The organism is Nocardioides pakistanensis, from assembly GCF_054781215.1.
This window is the reverse complement of record NZ_BAAGUV010000002.1, coordinates 1-17,383: the sequence shown is the minus strand read 5'-3', so window position 1 is coordinate 17,383 and position 17,383 is coordinate 1. Positions and strand designations below refer to the sequence as shown.

The 17,383-nt window shown below is 70.9% G+C and carries 19 protein-coding genes; 9 read left to right on the top strand and 10 right to left on the bottom strand.

All coding sequences use genetic code 11. The annotated features are described in order from the left end of the window. Window positions 1-10 precede the first annotated feature (10 nt). Entirely contained in the window at window positions 11-733 is a 723-nt protein-coding gene (locus tag ACYVIH_RS00100) for a TetR/AcrR family transcriptional regulator (protein WP_460864547.1), read from the top strand. Here the strand turns inward: ACYVIH_RS00100 and ACYVIH_RS00095 are convergent. From ACYVIH_RS00095 to ACYVIH_RS00085, 3 genes are all read right to left on the bottom strand, one after another. Further along, a complete protein-coding gene (locus tag ACYVIH_RS00095; RefSeq protein ID WP_460864545.1) occupies window positions 730-1,728 on the bottom strand; it encodes an ECF transporter S component family protein in 999 nt (332 codons plus the stop codon). The genes ACYVIH_RS00100 and ACYVIH_RS00095 overlap by 4 nt on opposite strands. A 189-nt stretch (window positions 1,729-1,917) precedes the next feature. Continuing rightward, entirely contained in the window at window positions 1,918-3,210 is a 1,293-nt protein-coding gene (locus tag ACYVIH_RS00090) for a PP2C family protein-serine/threonine phosphatase (RefSeq protein ID WP_460864544.1), read from the bottom strand. Between the two features lie 63 nt (window positions 3,211-3,273). After that, window positions 3,274-4,053, bottom strand: a complete 780-nt coding sequence (locus ACYVIH_RS00085) for an IclR family transcriptional regulator (protein ID WP_460864542.1) — start codon at window positions 4,051-4,053, stop codon at window positions 3,274-3,276. A 153-nt stretch (window positions 4,054-4,206) separates the two neighbouring features. Here ACYVIH_RS00085 and ACYVIH_RS00080 point away from each other — a divergent pair, with 153 nt between their 5' ends. From ACYVIH_RS00080 to ACYVIH_RS00070, 3 genes are read left to right on the top strand one after another with little or no spacing between them, the layout of a single operon-like run. After that, window positions 4,207-5,418 (top strand): FAD-dependent monooxygenase, encoded by a 1,212-nt coding sequence (locus ACYVIH_RS00080; protein ID WP_460864540.1) that lies wholly within the window; start codon window positions 4,207-4,209, stop codon window positions 5,416-5,418. Continuing rightward, entirely contained in the window at window positions 5,415-6,467 is a 1,053-nt protein-coding gene (locus ACYVIH_RS00075; protein WP_460864538.1) for a maleylacetate reductase, read from the top strand. Before ACYVIH_RS00080 ends, ACYVIH_RS00075 begins: the two co-directional genes overlap by 4 nt. Continuing rightward, window positions 6,464-7,345, top strand: a complete 882-nt coding sequence (locus ACYVIH_RS00070) for an intradiol ring-cleavage dioxygenase (protein WP_460864536.1) — start codon at window positions 6,464-6,466, stop codon at window positions 7,343-7,345. Before ACYVIH_RS00075 ends, ACYVIH_RS00070 begins: the two co-directional genes overlap by 4 nt. 5 nt (window positions 7,346-7,350) lie before the next feature. Here the strand turns inward: ACYVIH_RS00070 and ACYVIH_RS00065 are convergent, their stop codons facing one another. The 3 genes from ACYVIH_RS00065 to ACYVIH_RS00055 are packed head-to-tail and all read right to left on the bottom strand — an operon-like array spanning window position 7,351 to window position 9,733. After that, entirely contained in the window at window positions 7,351-8,127 is a 777-nt protein-coding gene (locus ACYVIH_RS00065) for a MerR family transcriptional regulator (RefSeq protein ID WP_460864534.1), read from the bottom strand. Window positions 8,128-8,141: 14 nt separating this feature from the next. After that, complete coding sequence (locus ACYVIH_RS00060) at window positions 8,142-8,921, bottom strand: ABC transporter permease (protein ID WP_460864532.1); 780 nt, start codon at window positions 8,919-8,921, stop codon at window positions 8,142-8,144. Then, a complete protein-coding gene (locus tag ACYVIH_RS00055; RefSeq protein ID WP_460864530.1) occupies window positions 8,918-9,733 on the bottom strand; it encodes an ABC transporter ATP-binding protein in 816 nt (271 codons plus the stop codon). Before ACYVIH_RS00055 ends, ACYVIH_RS00060 begins: the two co-directional genes overlap by 4 nt. Before the next feature lie 136 nt (window positions 9,734-9,869). Between ACYVIH_RS00055 and ACYVIH_RS00050 the strand changes: the two genes are divergently transcribed. The 5 genes from ACYVIH_RS00050 to ACYVIH_RS00030 all read left to right on the top strand — a co-directional run bounded on the left by ACYVIH_RS00050 (window position 9,870) and on the right by ACYVIH_RS00030 (window position 14,553). Next, window positions 9,870-10,523 (top strand): hypothetical protein, encoded by a 654-nt coding sequence (locus ACYVIH_RS00050; RefSeq protein WP_460864528.1) that lies wholly within the window; start codon window positions 9,870-9,872, stop codon window positions 10,521-10,523. A gap of 25 nt (window positions 10,524-10,548) precedes the next feature. Then, entirely contained in the window at window positions 10,549-12,900 is a 2,352-nt protein-coding gene (locus ACYVIH_RS00045) for a hypothetical protein (RefSeq protein WP_460864525.1), read from the top strand. Window positions 12,901-13,096: 196 nt separating this feature from the next. Further along, window positions 13,097-13,522: a flavodoxin domain-containing protein gene (locus tag ACYVIH_RS00040; RefSeq protein ID WP_460864523.1), complete on the top strand. Its 426-nt coding sequence runs from the start codon at window positions 13,097-13,099 to the stop codon at window positions 13,520-13,522. Beyond that, on the top strand, window positions 13,500-13,658 hold the full coding sequence (locus ACYVIH_RS00035) for a hypothetical protein (protein WP_460864520.1): 159 nt from the start codon (window positions 13,500-13,502) through the stop codon (window positions 13,656-13,658). Before ACYVIH_RS00040 ends, ACYVIH_RS00035 begins: the two co-directional genes overlap by 23 nt. A gap of 13 nt (window positions 13,659-13,671) precedes the next feature. Further along, entirely contained in the window at window positions 13,672-14,553 is an 882-nt protein-coding gene (locus ACYVIH_RS00030) for an alpha/beta fold hydrolase (protein WP_460864518.1), read from the top strand. A 207-nt stretch (window positions 14,554-14,760) separates the two neighbouring features. Here the strand turns inward: ACYVIH_RS00030 and ACYVIH_RS00025 are convergent, their stop codons facing one another. The 4 genes from ACYVIH_RS00025 to ACYVIH_RS00010 form a co-directional block, all read right to left on the bottom strand. Continuing rightward, window positions 14,761-16,020, bottom strand: a complete 1,260-nt coding sequence (locus tag ACYVIH_RS00025; protein WP_460864516.1) for an amidohydrolase — start codon at window positions 16,018-16,020, stop codon at window positions 14,761-14,763. A 241-nt stretch (window positions 16,021-16,261) separates the two neighbouring features. After that, on the bottom strand, window positions 16,262-16,630 hold the full coding sequence (locus ACYVIH_RS00020) for a HepT-like ribonuclease domain-containing protein (protein ID WP_460864514.1): 369 nt from the start codon (window positions 16,628-16,630) through the stop codon (window positions 16,262-16,264). Continuing rightward, window positions 16,630-17,103 (bottom strand): nucleotidyltransferase domain-containing protein, encoded by a 474-nt coding sequence (locus ACYVIH_RS00015; RefSeq protein ID WP_460864510.1) that lies wholly within the window; start codon window positions 17,101-17,103, stop codon window positions 16,630-16,632. Before ACYVIH_RS00015 ends, ACYVIH_RS00020 begins: the two co-directional genes overlap by 1 nt. After that, window positions 17,100-17,383: helix-turn-helix transcriptional regulator (locus tag ACYVIH_RS00010; RefSeq protein WP_460864507.1), on the bottom strand; the 284-nt coding region annotated here is incomplete at its 5' end. The genes ACYVIH_RS00015 and ACYVIH_RS00010, both read right to left, overlap by 4 nt.

Genomic DNA, 17,383 nt, shown 5'->3' with positions numbered 1-17,383 from the left:
AGGGGCTGGGATGGGCAGACCGCTGATCGACCTGCTCTGGCGCGACCACCCGGACGCCCCGGCCAGAGGCGCACGCGGGCCCCGGTCACGGCGCTCCACCGGCGAGGTGGTCACCCGCGCGATCGGGATCGCGGACGCCCGAGGCCTCGACGCCGTCACGATCCGCGCGGTCGCGGAGTCCCTCTCCATGTCACCGATGTCGGTGTACACCCACGTGAACAGTCGTGACGACCTGCTCGTGCTCATGGCCGACGCCGCCCACGCGGCCGCACCCCTTGCCCCGCTCGGGCGAGCGTCGTGGCGGACCAGGGTCCGCCGGGTGGCCGAGACCAACCTCGCCCTCCTGCGCGCACACCCCTGGCTGCTCCAGGTGGCCGACGACCGGGTCGCGCTCGGGCCAGGCACGGTCGCGAAGTACGACCACGAGCTGCGCGCCTTCGACGGCACCGGGCTGACCGACCTCGACCGGGATGCCGCGCTCACCTTCGTCCTCGACTTCACGCGGTCGAGTGCAGCCGCAGCGGACCGGGCCGAGCAGGGCGCCGACTTCGCCGAGGTGTGGCGAGAGTCGGCGAGCCCGCTGGCTCGCTACCTCGGGGACTCCTACCCGGTGGCGCAACGGGTCGGCGGGGCGGCCGGCGAGCACATGGCTGCGCCGTACAGCGCCGCGCACGCCTGGGACTTCGGCCTTCGCCGGGTGGTCGCCGGCCTCGCCGACCTGATCGAGGGCTAGACCTGCGACCCCGCGGCGTCAGGACGTTCGGCCGGCGTCAACACCTGGATCGACGCGCGAGTGCGCAGGCTCAACGGCAGGGCAGCAAGGGCTACCAGGGCGAGGAAGCCGCTGAGCATCTTGTCGCCGACCGAGACCACCAGGTTCGAGGTGGTCACCGCCAGGGCCTTCGATCCGGTCAGCTCGAGGATGGTCGCGCCGACTGCGTCCTGGCCGTGGTTCGTCGACCCGGAGAAGAGCAGCAGCAGGATCGGCACGGCGATGGCCGTGCAGACCACCGCGACGAGAAGGCTCAGCGCGAGGAAGCGAGGGAGCGTTCGGCCGCAGCCGAAGCGGCGGATCCCGTAGCCCCAGACGAGGGCGCCCGCCACGTTCACGAGACCGAACGGCAGGGAGGCCGGTCCGCTGACGGCGACGCCGGCCAGGTTCGTGAGGGCGCCGACCAGGGCTCCCCACCACGGCCCGAGCGCCATCGCCGCGATCGCGGTCCCGGACATGTCGAGATAGACCGGGAGGTGCAGCAGCTCCTCGAACCCGCGCCCGGCGAGGTTCAGCCCCACCGACCCGACGACGAGCAGGACCATGAGCCGGCGCGTGGGCGGCGCAGCGGGCGGCCCCTCCTCCCGAGGACGCGGAGGCAGGCTCGGCGACTCCTCCCGCGTCGGCTGCGCTGCGGGCTCCGGCGCGCCCTCCCGGCACCGGGCGACCCACTCGTCCACCTCTCCGTCCTCCGCACCGAGCACCGCCGCGATCTCGCGGACCAGACCGAGGTTGACCCGCACCCGCCCCGTCTTGAAGCAGTCGTAGACGGTGGTGCGCGCGATGCGCGCGGAGTGCGCCGGCATCCCCGCGGCGATCCGGCGGTCCATCACCTGCTGCGCGAGGACGGTGTACGACGGTTCGCCGGCCCGTGCGCGCAGATCGCGAAGCCGCTCGGCCAGAGGGTCCCAGCGGCTGCTCTCACGGCGGGCGACCGAGACCTGCTCCTCCGACACCGCCGCTCCCCCTTCCACGTGGTCCGTCACGGCATGGCCACTGAGGCACGGCGCCTGCTCGCGACACGCCGACTGTACTTGCCCCGACCGACACCGTTCGGGCGGCGGGCCGGGCGTCCGGGATCGTCCGGGCAACCGCGTTGTAGCACCCCTCGGGTCCGACCTCGCGTCAGGACCTCCGGCGGCTCGTCACAACGGCGCGCTCGGCCCGGCGACGTCGGCTCCGTAGCAGCTGTCTCGATCGAGGCCGTGATCACCGTGCCAGTCCAGGCACAGCACGGTGGCGTCGTCATGGAGGCTTCCCCCGGTGGCGGCGATGACGTCGTCGGCGAGTGCCCGGACCGCCTCCCTGGGGTGCAGCGCACGGGTCTCCCCGATCACGCGCAGAAGGTCGAGGCCGGCGGCATGGCGCTCGAGCATCCCGTCGGTGACCGCGACGAACCGGTCGCCGGGCTCCAAGGTCAGCCGGGTGCTGCGGTAGGCGGTGTCGGCGAACATCCCGAAGGGCAGGTCGATGGGTAGCTCGACGGGAGTGACCTCAGATCCGCGCGCGAGATAGGGGACGACGTGGCCGGCGTTCACCAGCTCGAGCACACCGCTGTGCAGGTCGAGGCGCCCGATGAGTCCGGTCACGAAGTCCTCGAGTCCCCGGCTGGTGGTGTGCTCGGCCAGGGCCTGGTTGGCGGAGCTGGCCTGCTGGAGCAGCTGTTCTCCTGCGTTGCGCGTGTTGCGGAGACTGCTGACACAGAGCGTGGCGTCGAGGGCGGCCGCGACCCCGTGCCCCATCGCGTCGGTGATGGACAGGTGAAGGACGTCGCGCGCCAGGCTGAAGTCGAAGGTGTCCCCGGCGATGGCCGAGGCCGGCTCCAGCCATCCGGCGAGGGTGAACGCTCGCGCCTCGCAGGTCTGCGGTCCGGCCAGCAGGCGGCGCTGGATCTCCGCGGAGAGGCTCAACGGCCGGGTGCGCTGGCCCCACTCGTAGAGGTCGGTGTGCCTGCGGTTGGCGATCACGATGAAGGCGAGCAGGTGCGCCAGCTGCGCGATCTCCGCCACGTGGTCCGCGTCGGGACGGTCCGGGAGGAGAAGCTCCAGCAGACCGATGGCTTCGCCGCGCTCGGTGACCGGCGCGAGCACCCGCCACAGGCCGGGGGCCGGACCAGCCGGCAGAACCTGCACGGACTGGGTGCGCACGGCCTGCTCCTTCGGCCCACCCTGGAAGGGGATCACCGTCGCGGACTCCGCCGCCTCGCGTCGCTCGCCGCTCTCGAGCGGGCTCGGACTCGTCCCGTCGGCGAGCAGCGGGATGTGCGCGAGGCGGACCAGCGCCCTTCCCGACAGGTCGGCGATCAGGAAGGAGACGGCCGTGGCGCGGAGCGCCAGTCCGAGCTCGCGGGTGACCGACTCGACGGACCCCACCGGCGAGGCCGCCTCGGCGGCCTCCAGCACCCTGCCCAAGGCGTTCGATGCCGTTCCCCGTTCCACTTTCGCAGCATAGGCGCGGCAAAACGTCCACGTCTCGGAGACGAGGAAGCCCGGCCCGATCGCTCAGCCCGTGCGGATCCTGACACCCGGACGCCAGCCGAGCTGGCGCGAGATCGCCAGGCCGCTGGTGACCACCGACGGCAGCACAGCGTGGTGCTTCACCGTCCCGCTGCGCACCACCACCGACAGCGCCGCCACCACCCGTCCCTTCCCGTCGACGATCCGGGTGGCCACGGAGTCGGCCTCCTCGGTGAGCTCGCCACGGACCGTGGCGGTGCCGGTCTTCCTGCACGCGGCGATCTCGTTGGCGAGAGCCGCCGGGTCGGTCACGGTGTGAGCCGTGTAGCGCCGCAGCCCGTCGGCGACCAGCCCGTCGAGCACCTGCGGGTCTGCGTGGCTGAGCAGCACCTTGCCGACTCCCGAGCAGTGCAGCGGCAGCCGGCCGCCGACCTGGGACGCCAGCCCGACCGCCTCCGGCGCCGAGAGCCGCTCGACGATCACCGCCTCCGGCCCCTTGAGCACCGCGAGCTGCACGTGCTGCCGGAGAGCGGTGTACAGGTCCTCCATGTACGGCAGCGCGAGCGTCTGCAGCGACTCGGTGAGCGGCGCCAGCGTGCCGAGCTGCCAGAGCTTGAGACCGACGGTCAGCCGGCCGTCCTCGTGACGGTCCAGGGCGCCGGCGGCCACCAGCTCCAGCACCAGTCGGCGGACCGTCGCGTGCGGCATGCCGGTCGCGCGGGTCAGGTCCGCGATGGTCAGCTCGGCGCGCTCGGTCGAGAACGCGAACAGCAGCTGGAGCAGGCGGGAGCCGACGCTGCGTCCGGGTTCGCCGGTCCGGGGCATGCTGACTCCTGTCGTCGCGCTCGGGGGCCATGCTAGATCGGCTGTTCGTTGAACGAACATCGCGGTGTCGCGCGCGTGCCAGGACGGAGCAGCATGGCGCCTCAACGCCCGCACCCGGCGGGCCTCCCGGGACGAGACAGGAGTGCTTGCCCCATGGTCGCAGCAGCCCCGGACCAGCCCCGGATCGCGATCGTCGGCGGCGGCATCGGCGGGCTGGCGGCTGCTGCGTTCCTGGCTCGCGCCGGCTTGCCGAGCACCGTCTACGAGCAGGCGACCGAGCTCAAGGAGGTCGGCGCCGGGCTCGTGGTCGCCCCGAACGCGGGGCGGTTGCTGCGTCGGCTCGGCGTGCTGGACGCGCTCGTGGACCGCGCGGTGCGGCTCGAGGTCGGCTGGGAGTTCCGCCGTTGGCGTGACGGCTCGGTGCTGTCGGCCGAGGACCTCGCCTCCTCGTGCAGCAAGCTGTACGGCGAGGAGACCTACACCGTGCACCGGGCGGACCTGCTCGACGTGCTGGCGACCGCCGTACCGGCCGGCGCCGTGCGGCTCGGCAAACGGTGCACCGACCTGACCCTCGCCGACGGCAGTCCCAGGCTGCACTTCGCCGACGGCGAGATCGTCGAGGCTGACGTCGTGATCGGCGCCGACGGGGTCCACTCGGCCATCCGCAACGTGGTCGCCGACCCGGCCCCGGCGACGTACTCGGGGCTCTGCGCCTTCCGCGCGCTCGTGCCCGCAGACCGCGCGCCGGCCTTCGCCCGACGCAACGCGCAGACACTGTGGATCGGCCCCGACCACCACCTGGTCCACTACCCGGTCTCGGCGGGCCGGTTCGTGAATCTCGTGGCCTTCGCGCCGGCCGGCGACTTCTCGGTGGAGTCGTGGACCGCGACGGCGACCGTCGAGGAGTTCCTCGCGGAGTTCGACAGCTGGGACGGCCGGCTCGTCGACCTGATCCGGGCCGCCGACGCCCCCGGCCGCTGGGCACTCCTGGACCGGGCTCCGCTCCCCCGCTGGAGCACCGGACCGGTCACCCTGCTCGGCGACGCGGCGCACCCGATGTTCCCGTTCTTCGCCCAGGGAGCCGCCCAGTCCATCGAGGACGCCGCCGTGCTCGCCCGCTGCCTCGCCGAAGACCCGGACGATCCGGTCGCGGCACTTGCCCGCTACGAGTCCCTCCGGCGGCCGCGGACCAGCCGGATGCAGGAGGTGAGCCACGGGCGCGCCCACGACAACCACCTGCCCGACGGTCCGGAGCAGGAGGCACGCGACCAGGCGTTCGCCGGGGCGGACCCCCTGGTGGCCAACGCCTGGATCTACGACTATGACCCTGACGAGGCGGTGGGAGCGACGGTGGGCCCGAGATGAGGTTCGTGCACGAGACGCTGCCGCAGCGTGTCCGCTTCGCCTCGGGGGAGGCGGCCGCACAGCTCGCCGAGGAGGTCGACCGGCTCGGCGTCTCCCGGCTCATGGTGATCGCCACCGAGACCCAGCAGCCGGTGGCGCACCGGATCGCCGACGGGCTTCCCGTCGCGGTGTGGCACCACGGGGTCGCGATGCACGTGCCGGCCGCGGTCGCCGAGGACGCGCGTCGCATCGCTCGCGTGCACGACGTGGACGCCCTCGTCTCCGTCGGCGGCGGCTCGACGACCGGGCTGGCCAAGGCCGTCGCGCTCACCACCGGCCTGCCGGTCATCGCCGTGCCGACGACGTACTCCGGCTCCGAGGCCACCGACGTGTGGGGCCTCACCGGGGACGGACGCAAGCGCACCGGCACCGATCGCTCGGTGCTCCCACGCGCGGTCGTGTACGACGCCACGCTCACCGTGTCGCTGCCGGTCGAGATGAGCATCGCCAGTGGCCTCAACGCCCTGGCGCACTGCGTCGACTCGATGTGGGCGCCGCGGGCCGACCCGATCAACGGCGCGCTCGCGGTCGAGGGCATCCGCGCCGTCGCGACGGGACTCCCGGTGCTCACCGGCGACCCCGCCGACCTCGACGCGCGCGAGCAGCTGCTCTACGGCGCCTACCTGTCCGCGGTGGCCTTCGCGTCGGCCGGCTCCGGCCTGCACCACAAGATCTGTCACGTGCTCGGCGGGATGTTCGACCTCCCGCACGCACAGACCCACGCCGTCGTACTCCCCCACGTGCTCGCCCTCAACGCAGCCGCGGCACCGGCCGCCGAGCAACGGCTGGCCGACGCCTTCGGGTCCGCAACCGCCACCGACGGGCTGCGCACGCTCCGCGAGAGCGTCGACGCACCGGCCGCGCTCCGCGACTACGGGATGCCCGACTCCGGCATCCCGGCCGCCGTCCGGGCCGTGCTCGAGGCAGCACCCGCGGACAACCCTGCTCCCCTCACACCCGAGATCGTCACCGCCCTGCTCCGGGCGGCCTGGGAAGGACGACAGCCATGACCATCTCCCCCGAGCAGGACGCCCGCGAACGCGAGCTCGTCGAGCGCGTCGTGCGGTCCTTCGACGACTGCGCAGACCCGCGGCTGAGGACGCTGCTGACCTCGCTGGTGCGTCACCTGCACTCGTTCATCCGCGAGGTGCGGCTGACCGAGGAGGAGTGGGGCACCGCGATCGACTTCCTCACCCGGTGCGGGCACATCACCGACGACAAGCGGCAGGAGTTCATCCTGCTCTCCGACGTCCTCGGCGCGTCCATGCAGACGATCACGGTCAACAACCAGGCCTACGGCGACGCCACCGAGGCCACCGTGTTCGGCCCGTTCTTCGTCGAGGGCTCACCCGAGGTGCCGCTCGGCGGGGACATCTCGTTCGGCGCGCCCGGCGAGCCGTGCTGGGTCGAGGGCACGGTGACCGACACCGACGGCGAGCCAGTGCCCGGTGCGCGGATCGAGGTCTGGGAGGCCGACGCGGACGGTCTGTACGACGTTCAGTACGGCGACGACCGCACCGCCGCCCGAGCCCATGTCCTCACCGACGCCGACGGCCGGTACTCCTTCTGGGCGATCACGCCGACGCCCTATCCGATCCCGCACGACGGCCCGGTCGGCGCGATGCTCGACGCCACCGGCCGCTCCCCGATGCGCGCCTCCCACCTGCACTTCATGGTGACCCACCCCGGGCACCGACGGCTGGTCACCCATATCTTCGTCCGCGGCGACGAGCTGCTCGACTCCGACAGCGTCTTCGGCGTGAAGGGCTCGCTGGTGAAGGACTTCGACACTCAGGCGCCGCGGACACCGACGCCGGACGGCAGGGAGGTCGACGGCAGCTGGAGCAGGACCCGGTTCGACATCGTCCTCGCGCCGGCGGCGAGCTGAGGCGGTCAGCAGAGCGAGCTGTCCACCCGTTCGAGCCGGGTCCACCCGGTCCAGCCGCGCTCCTCGAGCAGCTCGAGCAGGCGGCGCGCGATCGGCAGAGAGTCGAGGAACACCGAGTCGAGCAGGGCGACCAGGTCGTCGTCCAGCTCGAACTGCGCCTCGTGCCCCTCCCAGTCCTCCGAGCTCGCCTCGATGTGCGCCACCAGCCGGTCGGCGAGCGCCGGCAGCCTCGGGTCGTCGGGCTCCCAGGCGACCGCGCCCAACAGGTCGGTGTAGATGCCGAGCACGGCCGGGTCGTCAAGCTGTGCGGACTTGATCGCCATGAGCGTGGGCATCTGGTCGGGGAGCTGTGCGGCGACCAGGATCCACGCGTCCCGCTCGAGCTGGACCACCTGGTCGGGCAGGCCGAGAGCGCGCAGTCGATCCAGGTAGGCGACCGCCTCGGGCGGCAGGGCAAGGCTGTCCCCTGCCGCGAGCTGGACGATCCGGCGGCGATGCTCCTGCTTCTCCCGGATCTCGGCGCGCAGCCGGCGGTCGATGTCCTCGACCGCCGCCGTGAAGTCCTCGGGTTCGGCGGCCAGCAGGTCGCGCACCCGCGACAGGGGCACCCCGGCTTCGGCGAGCGTGCGGATCCGGATCAGCTCGACGACCGCCCCGGCGTCGTACCGCCGGTAGCCGGAGTGGTCGCGGTCCGGCTCCGGCAGCAGACCCTTCTGGTGGTAGAAGCGCACCGCGCGCACGGTCACCCCGGCGTACGACGCCAGCTCGCCGATCGTCAGCATGCCGCCAGCCTGCCTCAGCTGATCTTGCGGCGGAAGGTGGCCATCGCGAACGCGTAGGCCACCGCGAGGATGCCGACACACCACGCCAGGGCGATCCAGATGTCGTTGCCGACCGGCTGCTGGGCGAACAGGCCGCGGATCGCGTCGACGATCGCTGTCACCGGCTGGTTCTCGGCGAAGGCCGCGACCGGCCCGGGCATCGTGTCGGTGGGCACGAAGGCCGAGCTCAGGAACGGCAGGAACAGCAGCGGATAGGCGAACCCGGACGCACCGTCCGGTGACTTGGCCGTGTGGCCGGGGATCACCGCCAGCCAGGTCAGTGCCAGCGTGAACACGACCAGGATCCCGAACACGGCCAGCCAGGCCAGCACGCCGGCACCGGAGCGGAAGCCCATGACGAGGGCGACCAGCACGACCACGGCGAGGGCGACCAGGTTGGCGACCAGCGACGTCAGCACGTGCGCCCAGAGCACCGACGACCGGGCGATCGGCATCGACTGGAACCGCTCGAAGATGCCGCCCTTGACGTCGAGGAACAGCCGGAACGCGGTGTAGGCGATGCCCGACGCGACCGTCATCAGCAGGATGCCGGGCAGCAGGTAGGTCACGTAGGAGTCGGCGCCGGTGTCGTTCTCGATCGCGCCGCCGAACACGTAGACGAACAGCAGCAGGAAGGCGATCGGCATGACCGCGGTGGTGATGATCGTGTCCGGGCTGCGCAGGATGTGACGCAGCGACCGTCGCGTCAGAGCGGCGGTCTCGCTGAAGAAGTGGTTGCCCATCGTGGTCCTCACTGGTCCTTGGCTGCGGCGGCGCCGCGGGTCTGGTCGGTGACGTCGGCGCCGTTCTCGCCGACGATGGCGAGGAAGACCTCCTCGAGGCTGGGCTGCTTCTCGACGTACTCGACCCGGGCGGGCGGGAGCAGGGCCTTGAGCTCGGCGAGCGTGCCGTCGGCGATGATCCGGCCGTCGTGCAGGATCGCGATCCGGTCCGCGAGCTGCTCGGCCTCCTCGAGGTACTGCGTGGTCAGCAGCACCGTGGTGCCGTTGGCGGCCAGCTCCCGGACCGACTGCCACACCTCCAGCCGGGCCTGCGGGTCGAGCCCGGTGGTGGGCTCGTCGAGCAGGACGATCGGCGGGTTGCCGATCAGGCTCATCGCGATGTCGAGCCGGCGCCGCATGCCGCCGGAGTAGGTGGCGGTCCGCCGGCCGCCGGCCTCGGTCAGCGAGAACCGGGCGAGCAGCTCGTCGGCGATGGCGCCGGGGTCGGGCAGGTGCCGCAGCTGCGCCACGAGCATCAGGTTCTCGCGCCCGGTGAGGATCTCGTCGACGGCGGCGAACTGCCCGGTCAGGCTGAAGGACTCCCGTACGCGTGCGGGATCGGTGGCGACGTCGAAGCCGTGCACCCGGGCGGTGCCCGCGTCGGCCTTCAGCAGGGTGGCGAGGATCTTGACGAGGGTGGTCTTGCCCGCTCCGTTGGAGCCGAGGAGGGCGAAGATGCTGCCGCGGTCGACGTCGAGGTCCACGCCACGCAGGACGTGCAGGTCGCCGAACGACTTCTCCAGCCCCCGCACCTCGATCGAGCGGGTCATCGTGTGAGTGGTCATGGCAAGAGCGTGCAGCCCTGACGTTGCGTCAGGGTCAAGTCGCATGGTTTCAGGCCGCCCTGTGCGGGTACGTCCCCTCCCACGTGATCGAGCAGACGACCCGGCACCACTGGCGTGCCGGTGAAAGGGGGACGTCATGAGCGACGAGGGACTCACGCCCGAGGAGCTTCAGGCGGAAAGCGCAACGGCACTGCCGGACAAGGAGGTCGTCTCGATCCTCGACCTCAACGCCGACGTGGACCTGGCGATCGACGCCGCATCGCCGATCGACCTCGCCGCGGCCGCGAACCTGAACGTGGCGGCGCCGATCGACGCCGCTGCCAGCGCGAACATCCTGTCCTTCGGTTCCGAGGCGACGGCCGCTGGTGACCAGGGCGTGACGATCGACCAGAACATCGACGCCGACGCGAACGCCGACGCCAGCCAGATCAGCGGCGTCGACCAGGGTCAGGACACCCTGGACGGCGACACCCCTGACGAGTCCACCGATGACGGCTCGACCAGCGTCGGTGGGAGCGTGGGCGACACGGAGCTGGGCGGCACCCTGGACGGCAACCTGCTCAACGTGAACGTCGACGTCGACGCCTCGACCGACATCGCCGCACCCATCAACGGTGCTGCCGCGGTCAACGCCAACGTCGCCGCGCCGATCAACGCCGGTGTCGCAGCGAACATCGGCTCGGTCGACTCCGAGGCGATCTCGGTGTCGCAGCAGGACGCGATCATCAACCAGAACATCGAGGGCGAGGCGAACGCGACGGCCGACCAGGACTCCGAGATCACCCAGTAGGACCACCACCAGTTTCGGAGTCCCTGTGACCACCACAGCTGCAGGGTCGGCGCGTGACGTGCTGCACCGCGCGGAAGGGGTGCAGCTCCTCGGGGAGATGGCGGGATCCGGCTACCGGGTCCCGCCGTCCCTCGTGCGGCGCGCCGACGGCCAGACGATCCAGCTCACGCCCCTTCTGTACGCCGTGCTCCAGGAGATCGACGGCCGCCGCACCCCGGCCGAGGTGGCCCGTGCGGTGTCGTCCTCGACCGGCCGCACGGTCAGCGAGGACAACATCCGCCACCTCGTCGACCAGCAGCTGCGTCCGCTCGGCCTGCTGACCCTGGCCAACGGCGCCGAACCGGAGCTGCGCCGGCAGAACCCCCTGCTCGGCCTCCGGCTTCGCTACACCGTCACCGATCCGGCGCGCACCCGTCGGCTGACGGACCCGTTCCGCGTGCTGTTCCGGTCCTTCATGGTGGTCCCGCTCCTCGCGGCGTTCGCGCTCGTGTGCTGGTGGGTGCTGTTCGAGAAGGGCCTGGCCTCCGCGACGTACGAGGCCTTCGAGCGCCCCGAGCTGCTGATCCTGGTCTTCGCGGTCACCGTCCTCTCCGCGGGCTTCCACGAGTTCGGGCACGCCGCCGCGGCGAGGTACGGCGGCGCCACGCCTGGCGTCATGGGCTTCGGGATGTATCTCGTGTGGCCGGCGTTCTACACCGACGTCACCGACTCCTACCGGCTCGGCCGCGGCGGGCGCCTGCGCACCGACCTCGGCGGCCTCTACTTCAACGCGATCGTGGCCGTGGCGATCACCGGCGTGTGGCTGTGGCTCCGGTACGACGCACTGCTGCTCGTCGTGGCGACGCAGATCCTGCAGATGCTCCGTCAGCTCACGCCGCTCGTGCGGTTCGACGGCTACCACGTCCTCGCCGACCTCACCGGGGTCCCCGACCTCTACGCGCGGATCAAGCCGACCCTGCTGGGCGCGCTGCCGTGGCGCTGGGGCGACCCGGAGGCACGGCTGCTCAAGCCATGGGCGCGGGTCGTGGTGACGGCCTGGGTGCTGGTCGTCGTCCCCCTGCTCCTCGGGGCCCTGGTCGTCATGGTCCTCGCGTTGCCGCGCCTGATGGGCACGGCGTGGGCCGCGCTCGGCAAGCAGCAGGACGTCCTCGCGACCGCCTGGTCCGAAGGCGACCTGGTGCAGGTCACGGCGCGGCTGCTCGCCATGGTGGCGATCGTCGTACCGGTCGCCGGCATCGTCTACATGCTCAGCCGCCTGGTCCGGCAGACCGCGACCGGGGCGTGGCGAGCCACCACCGGCAAGCCCGCCAAGCGGGCGCTGGCAGCCGTCCTCGCCGGCACGCTGATCGCCGGTGTCGCCTGGGCGTGGTGGCCTGGAGAGGACAGCTACGAGCCGATCCAGCCCTGGGAGCGCGGCACGGTCATGGACGGGTTGGCGCTGGCCGGCGTCACCCAGGCCACGGGACCCGCGGCGCGACCACCTGCCCCGACGCTCCACGAGGGCCAGCGCGGCGTGATCGATGCCGTGTGGGACAGCACCGCGCCGCAGCCGACCCGTGAGCGCCCCCAGCTGGCGGTGGTGCTCGTGCCGAAGGGAGCCGACCCCGCCGACCCCGAGGCGGTCGCCGCCGGCTGGGTGTTCCCGTTCGACCACCCGCTCGCGCCCGGCCCCGGGGACAACCAGGCTCTCGCGATCAACACCGAGGACGGCACCGTCCTCTACGACGTCGCCTTCGCGCTGGTCTGGGTCGAGGACGGCCAGGACGCGCTCAACCGCAACGAGGCACAGGCGTGGGCGTCGTGCGACACCTGCGCCGCGGTCGCGATCGCGTTCCAGGTCGTGTTCGTCGTCGGCGACGCTGACGCACCCAACGTGGCCGCTCCCCAGAACGTCGCCGGCGCGCTCAACTACGACTGCGTCAACTGCCTGACCTACGCGCTGGCCCGCCAGCTCTTCGTCAGGCTCGACGAGCCGTTGTCCCGCGCCGCGATGCGCGAGCTGGAGACGCTCTGGGCCGAGATCGGGCGGTACTCCCGCGACATCCAGGCCGGCAAGGTCGCCCTCGACGAGATCGCGGGCCGGCTCGCCGGCTACAAGGAGCAGATCCTGGCGATCGTCGCCGAGGACCAGGGCGACAAGAAGAACGCTCCGGAGTCCACTCCCCCCAGCGCGACCTCGAGTCCCTCGCCGTCAGCGTCGCAGTCGGAGCCGCCGACGCCGACGGCGAGCGGTACGTCGCCCACCTCGCCGCCCGAGACCGGCACCGCCACCTCCAGCGAGGCCCCCGAGTCACCGACGCCGTCCCCCGGCTCGGCGTCGGCCAGCCCCACGACCTCCCCCACAGCCGGAACGCAGACGGCAACGCCTACCGGCTGACGCGGAGGCCGGGCGCGTCTCGGAGGTCGCTCTGCCGCCCAGGGTCGTTGGACCTGACCGGAGAGGACGCGTGCCCCGTGCGCTGCCCGCTCCCCCGGCGCAGCCTGGTTGTTGTAGGAGGTCGGCGAGGACCTCCTGCGGACGCTGTTCATCGAACGCAGGCACATCGGCACCTGTCACGCCGAAGGGAGCCATCATGAAGAGGATCTTCCTCACCTACGGCACCACCGAAGGACAGACCGCGAAGATCGCCGAGTTCGTCTCCGACGTACTCCGCGGCCACGGACACGACGTCACGATGCTGGAGGTGAAGGACGCCCACGCGATCACCGACGACTACGACGCCGTCATCGTCGGATCATCGATCCACATGGGCAAGCACGACAAGCACGTGGTCGACTTCGTCCGTCAGAACCAGGACACGCTCACCCGTGTCCCGACCGCCTTCTTCTCGGTCAGCCTCGCCGCCCACGGCGATCCGGCCGAGGCCGAAGGCTACGTCGAGCAGTTCGAGCAGGAGACCGGCTGGCGACCCCGGCAAGGTGGCCCTCTTCGGAGGCGCCCTGCTCTACACGCAGTACGGCTTCATCAAACGCCACATGATGAAGAAGATCGCCGGTGAGAAGCCCGGGGAGTTGGGGACCGACGTCTCCCGGGACTACGTCTACACCGAGTGGGACGGCGTGAAGCGCTTCGCCGAGCACTTCGCCGCGGAGCTCGAGTCGAGTCCCAGCACCACCGGCTCCGAAAGCTCGTGAGGAGGCGGCGACGATGAAGGTACGGCGACGGGCCGACCGCTGGCCAGGGCATGTCCCGCTGGGCGACGTCTCCCTCTACGTCGACGTCGTCGGGCACGGTGACCCACTCGTGCTGATGCACGGAGGGCCCAGCGCGGACCTCTGGACGATGAGCACGTTCCGGCGATGCGCCGACCAGTTCACGCTTGTCTTCTACGACCACCGGTGCAACGGCCGATCGGTCGGCGTACCAGTCTCCTCGATGACCTGGGAGCACCTCACCGGTGACGCCGACGCGCTGCGCGCGCACCTCGGCTACGAGAAGTGGGCCGTGCTCGGCCACTCCTTCGGCGGTCACGTGGCCCTCGAGTACGCCCTCCGCTATCCGGATCGGGTTTCCCGGCTGATCCTGCTCGACACCGGCGCAGACAGCCGATGGGCCCGGGAGAACGCTCCGCGGGTCGTTGCCGAACGCGGCTACAGCGCCAAGCGGGTCGAGCTGGTCCGGCGCTGGTTCCACGGTGAGTTCACCCCGCGGGAGTATCTCCCCATGTTCGTGCGGGTGAGCGCGCCGTACATGGCCGGTTCCGGCTGGGTGCCGCTGGCACGCGCCATGGCCGCCGGAGGATGGCGCTCACGGATGCGGGCAGCACCGCTGATCTTCAACGGAAGACACCTGGCCGTCGACTGGTCAGTGGTGGACCGGCTCGGTGAGATCACTGCACCCACCTTGGTCATGGCGGGACGTGAGGACTTCGTGTTCCCACCTGAGTGCCAGAGCGAGCTCGCCGACGGGATTCCGGGGTCAGAGCTCGTCCTCATCGACCGGGCCGGACACAGCCCTCAGGACGAGCAACCGAACGAGGTGATGACAACCCTGCGGGCGTTCATGGCCAAGCACCCAGTGGCTCCCTGACCGAACCGACGTGACGACGCCGAAGCTCTTCGACAACCGGGCGCCAGCTTGATGACTGCCGCTGAGTACCTGGTTGATGGAGCTCGACGACAGGCTGCCGACGAAGTAGCCCACCTTGCAGCTCGTGGCGTCTCCAGGGGTGGACAGTGCGCCGCCTCGGGCGACGTCCGGCAGCACGTCAGCGACGCGTCACGCGGCATCGAGAAGTCACGAGTCGCGGCGCAGGTAGCTCAGGACGGCGACCGTCATGGCGGAGGCGCCGGTGCGGAAGGTGGGTGCCATGACGGGGGCGAAGGTACTGGCGTGGTTGCCCGGGATGACCTTGCCGAGGGTCCCCTCCTGCTCCGCGCGACGGTAGGTGACGGGGTCGAAGCCGCCCCAGATCCAGTACAGGTACGGGACCCCGAGGGCGCGGGGGATGTCGCTGAAGTCTTCGCTGCCCGTGGAAGGCTCCATCACGATCGCCTTGTCACCGAAGTGCTCGGTGAACGCCGCTGACACCCTCTCGTGGGCCTCGGGGTCGTTGTCGGTGAGCGGGAACGGGTCGGTGTACTCGAACTCCGGTGGTGCGGGGGAGCCGGAGGCGGCGCACTCCGCCCGGACGATCCGCTCGACCGAGTCCCTCAGCTGCCGGCGGGTGCGGTCGTCATAGGCCCGCAGGTTGACCAGCAGGGTCGGCGTCTCGGGGATCACGTTGCTCTTGGAGCCGGACTGGAAGCTGCCCACGGTGACGACGCCGAAGTGGCCGGGTGGCAGCTCGCGCGAGACGATCGCGTTCAGCCGCATCACGACCGCGCTGCCCAGCAGCACGGGGTCGATGCCGTAGTGCGGCATCGACCCATGGGTGCCGCGCCCGTGCAGGGTGATCCGGATGCTGTCCGCCGCGGAAAGAGCGGCTCCCGGTCGGGACGCGACCGTGTCGTGCGGCAGCCCCATGACGTGCTGGCCGAGCGCGACGTCGGGCGTCGGTATCACCTCGGCCAGGCCGTCCTGGACCATCGCGCTGGCGCCGGTGCCGAGCTCCTCAGCAGGCTGGAACACCGCGATGAACGTGCCGGACCAGGCGTCCTGGTGCTCGGCGAGGAGCTGAGCGGCTGCGAGCAGGCAGGTGACGTGCATGTCGTGACCACATGCGTGCATCACCGGCGTCTCGTTGCCGGCTGCATCGACGGCGGTGTCGGTGGACGCGTACGGGAGGCCGGTCGCCTCTCGCACCGGCAAGGCGTCCATGTCGGCCCGCGCCAGCACCGTCGGGCCGGTTCCGTTGCGAAGGATTCCAACCAGCCCGGTGCCGCCGAGGCCGCCGTGCACCTCGTAGCCGAGGTGAGTGAGCCGGTCACTGACCAGCCCCGCTGTTCGGGTCTCCTGGAAGCTCAGCTCAGGGTGACGGTGCAGGTCCTGGTAGAAGTCAAGGTGCCAGGGCTCGATGGTGGCCAGGTCGTTCAGCAGCGTGTCAGCGAGGGTCACGGTTGACGTGTTCCCCGCCCGCGCGGCACCGAATCCGATCCGTGGTCAGCCAGTCGACTCGTCGCACAGCATCCGCAGCCGCGACGGTTGCGCTGAGTGGGCCTCTGCTGCTGGCACCGCGGTCATCCGGCCGGCGCACCGGCCGTGACTACCAACTGGTCGACGCTGCGGGACCACCGATGCCCGCACGACGGCCGTCAGGATCGCCCGCGAGCCGATCCGCCGGACCGCTCCGGTGGAGTCACTCACCCTCGGACTCTTCGGCGGCCGCCGCCTCGGCCTCGTCGAAGAGTGCCTCCAGCGATTGCCTCCACTCGGGCAGATCGCGCGAGAGCGTCAACCATGTCAGCTCGCGGTTGATCTCGTCGTACTGGTGGATCAGGAAGTTGCGGTTCGCCACGGCGAGCGCCCAGTCGACGCCATCCGGCGGGAGGACGTCGAGCCTTGAGAGTCGGTTCCCCGCCTCCCCCAGCTTCATCATCAGCGAGTCGCCGGCCTCCTGGAGCAGGGCATCGACGAGGTAGGCGTCCCTGCCCCGTTCGACGATCTCGTCGACGCGGTCGAGCCAGCCCCGAATGTGGAGGAGCTCCTTGGCAGCCTTCCGCTCCATCAGAGCAGCACCGCCTCGCGGCGGATGTCGTCGTCGAGCTTCGGCTTCAACCCGCCGTAGTCGATCAGGTCGACCTCACGTCCGAGGACCTGCTCGATCAGCTGCTTGAACCGAAGAAACTCGAACGACGACGTACCTGGCGGCGACTCAACGATGAGATCGATGTCCGAATCCGGACCCGCGGTCCCCCGCGCGACCGAACCAAAAACGGCCAGCCGAGTGAATCCGCAATCCTCGGCCAGTGCCTTCAGGATGGGCGCGGCCGCGTTCAGGAGGTCCTTGGGATGCACACCATCCAACTGACTGCCGGACTTCAATTGCTGACTGACGGCCGGCTGGCTGACACCGAGCGCCTCGGCTATTTCACGCTGCGACATGCCGGTCGCGACCATCGCTCGAAGCGCTAGGGAGCGTCGAAGTCGTGCGACGTCCTCCTCGCGACGAGCATCGCGGTACTCCGCCAGCAGCGTCATAAGCCAACCTTATCACGAGAGCAGTCCGGCCTTCGCGATGGGCCGCCCGATGGGTCCTTCAAGTGCCGACCGACCCGGATCGCGCAGGGGCTGTGGCCCGTCAGGCGCCAGTCGTAGATGGTCTTGGGCACGCCGAGGTAGTCGGAGAGCTCGTCGATGCTGATGAGCTGGTCGAGACCTTCGAGGTGATGGGTGCTCATGCACTTCAGGTGCGCGGGGCCTGACCCCGGATCTTGGACACGCTGAATCCAGCATCGTGCTGGGGAAGCGAGAAGATCTG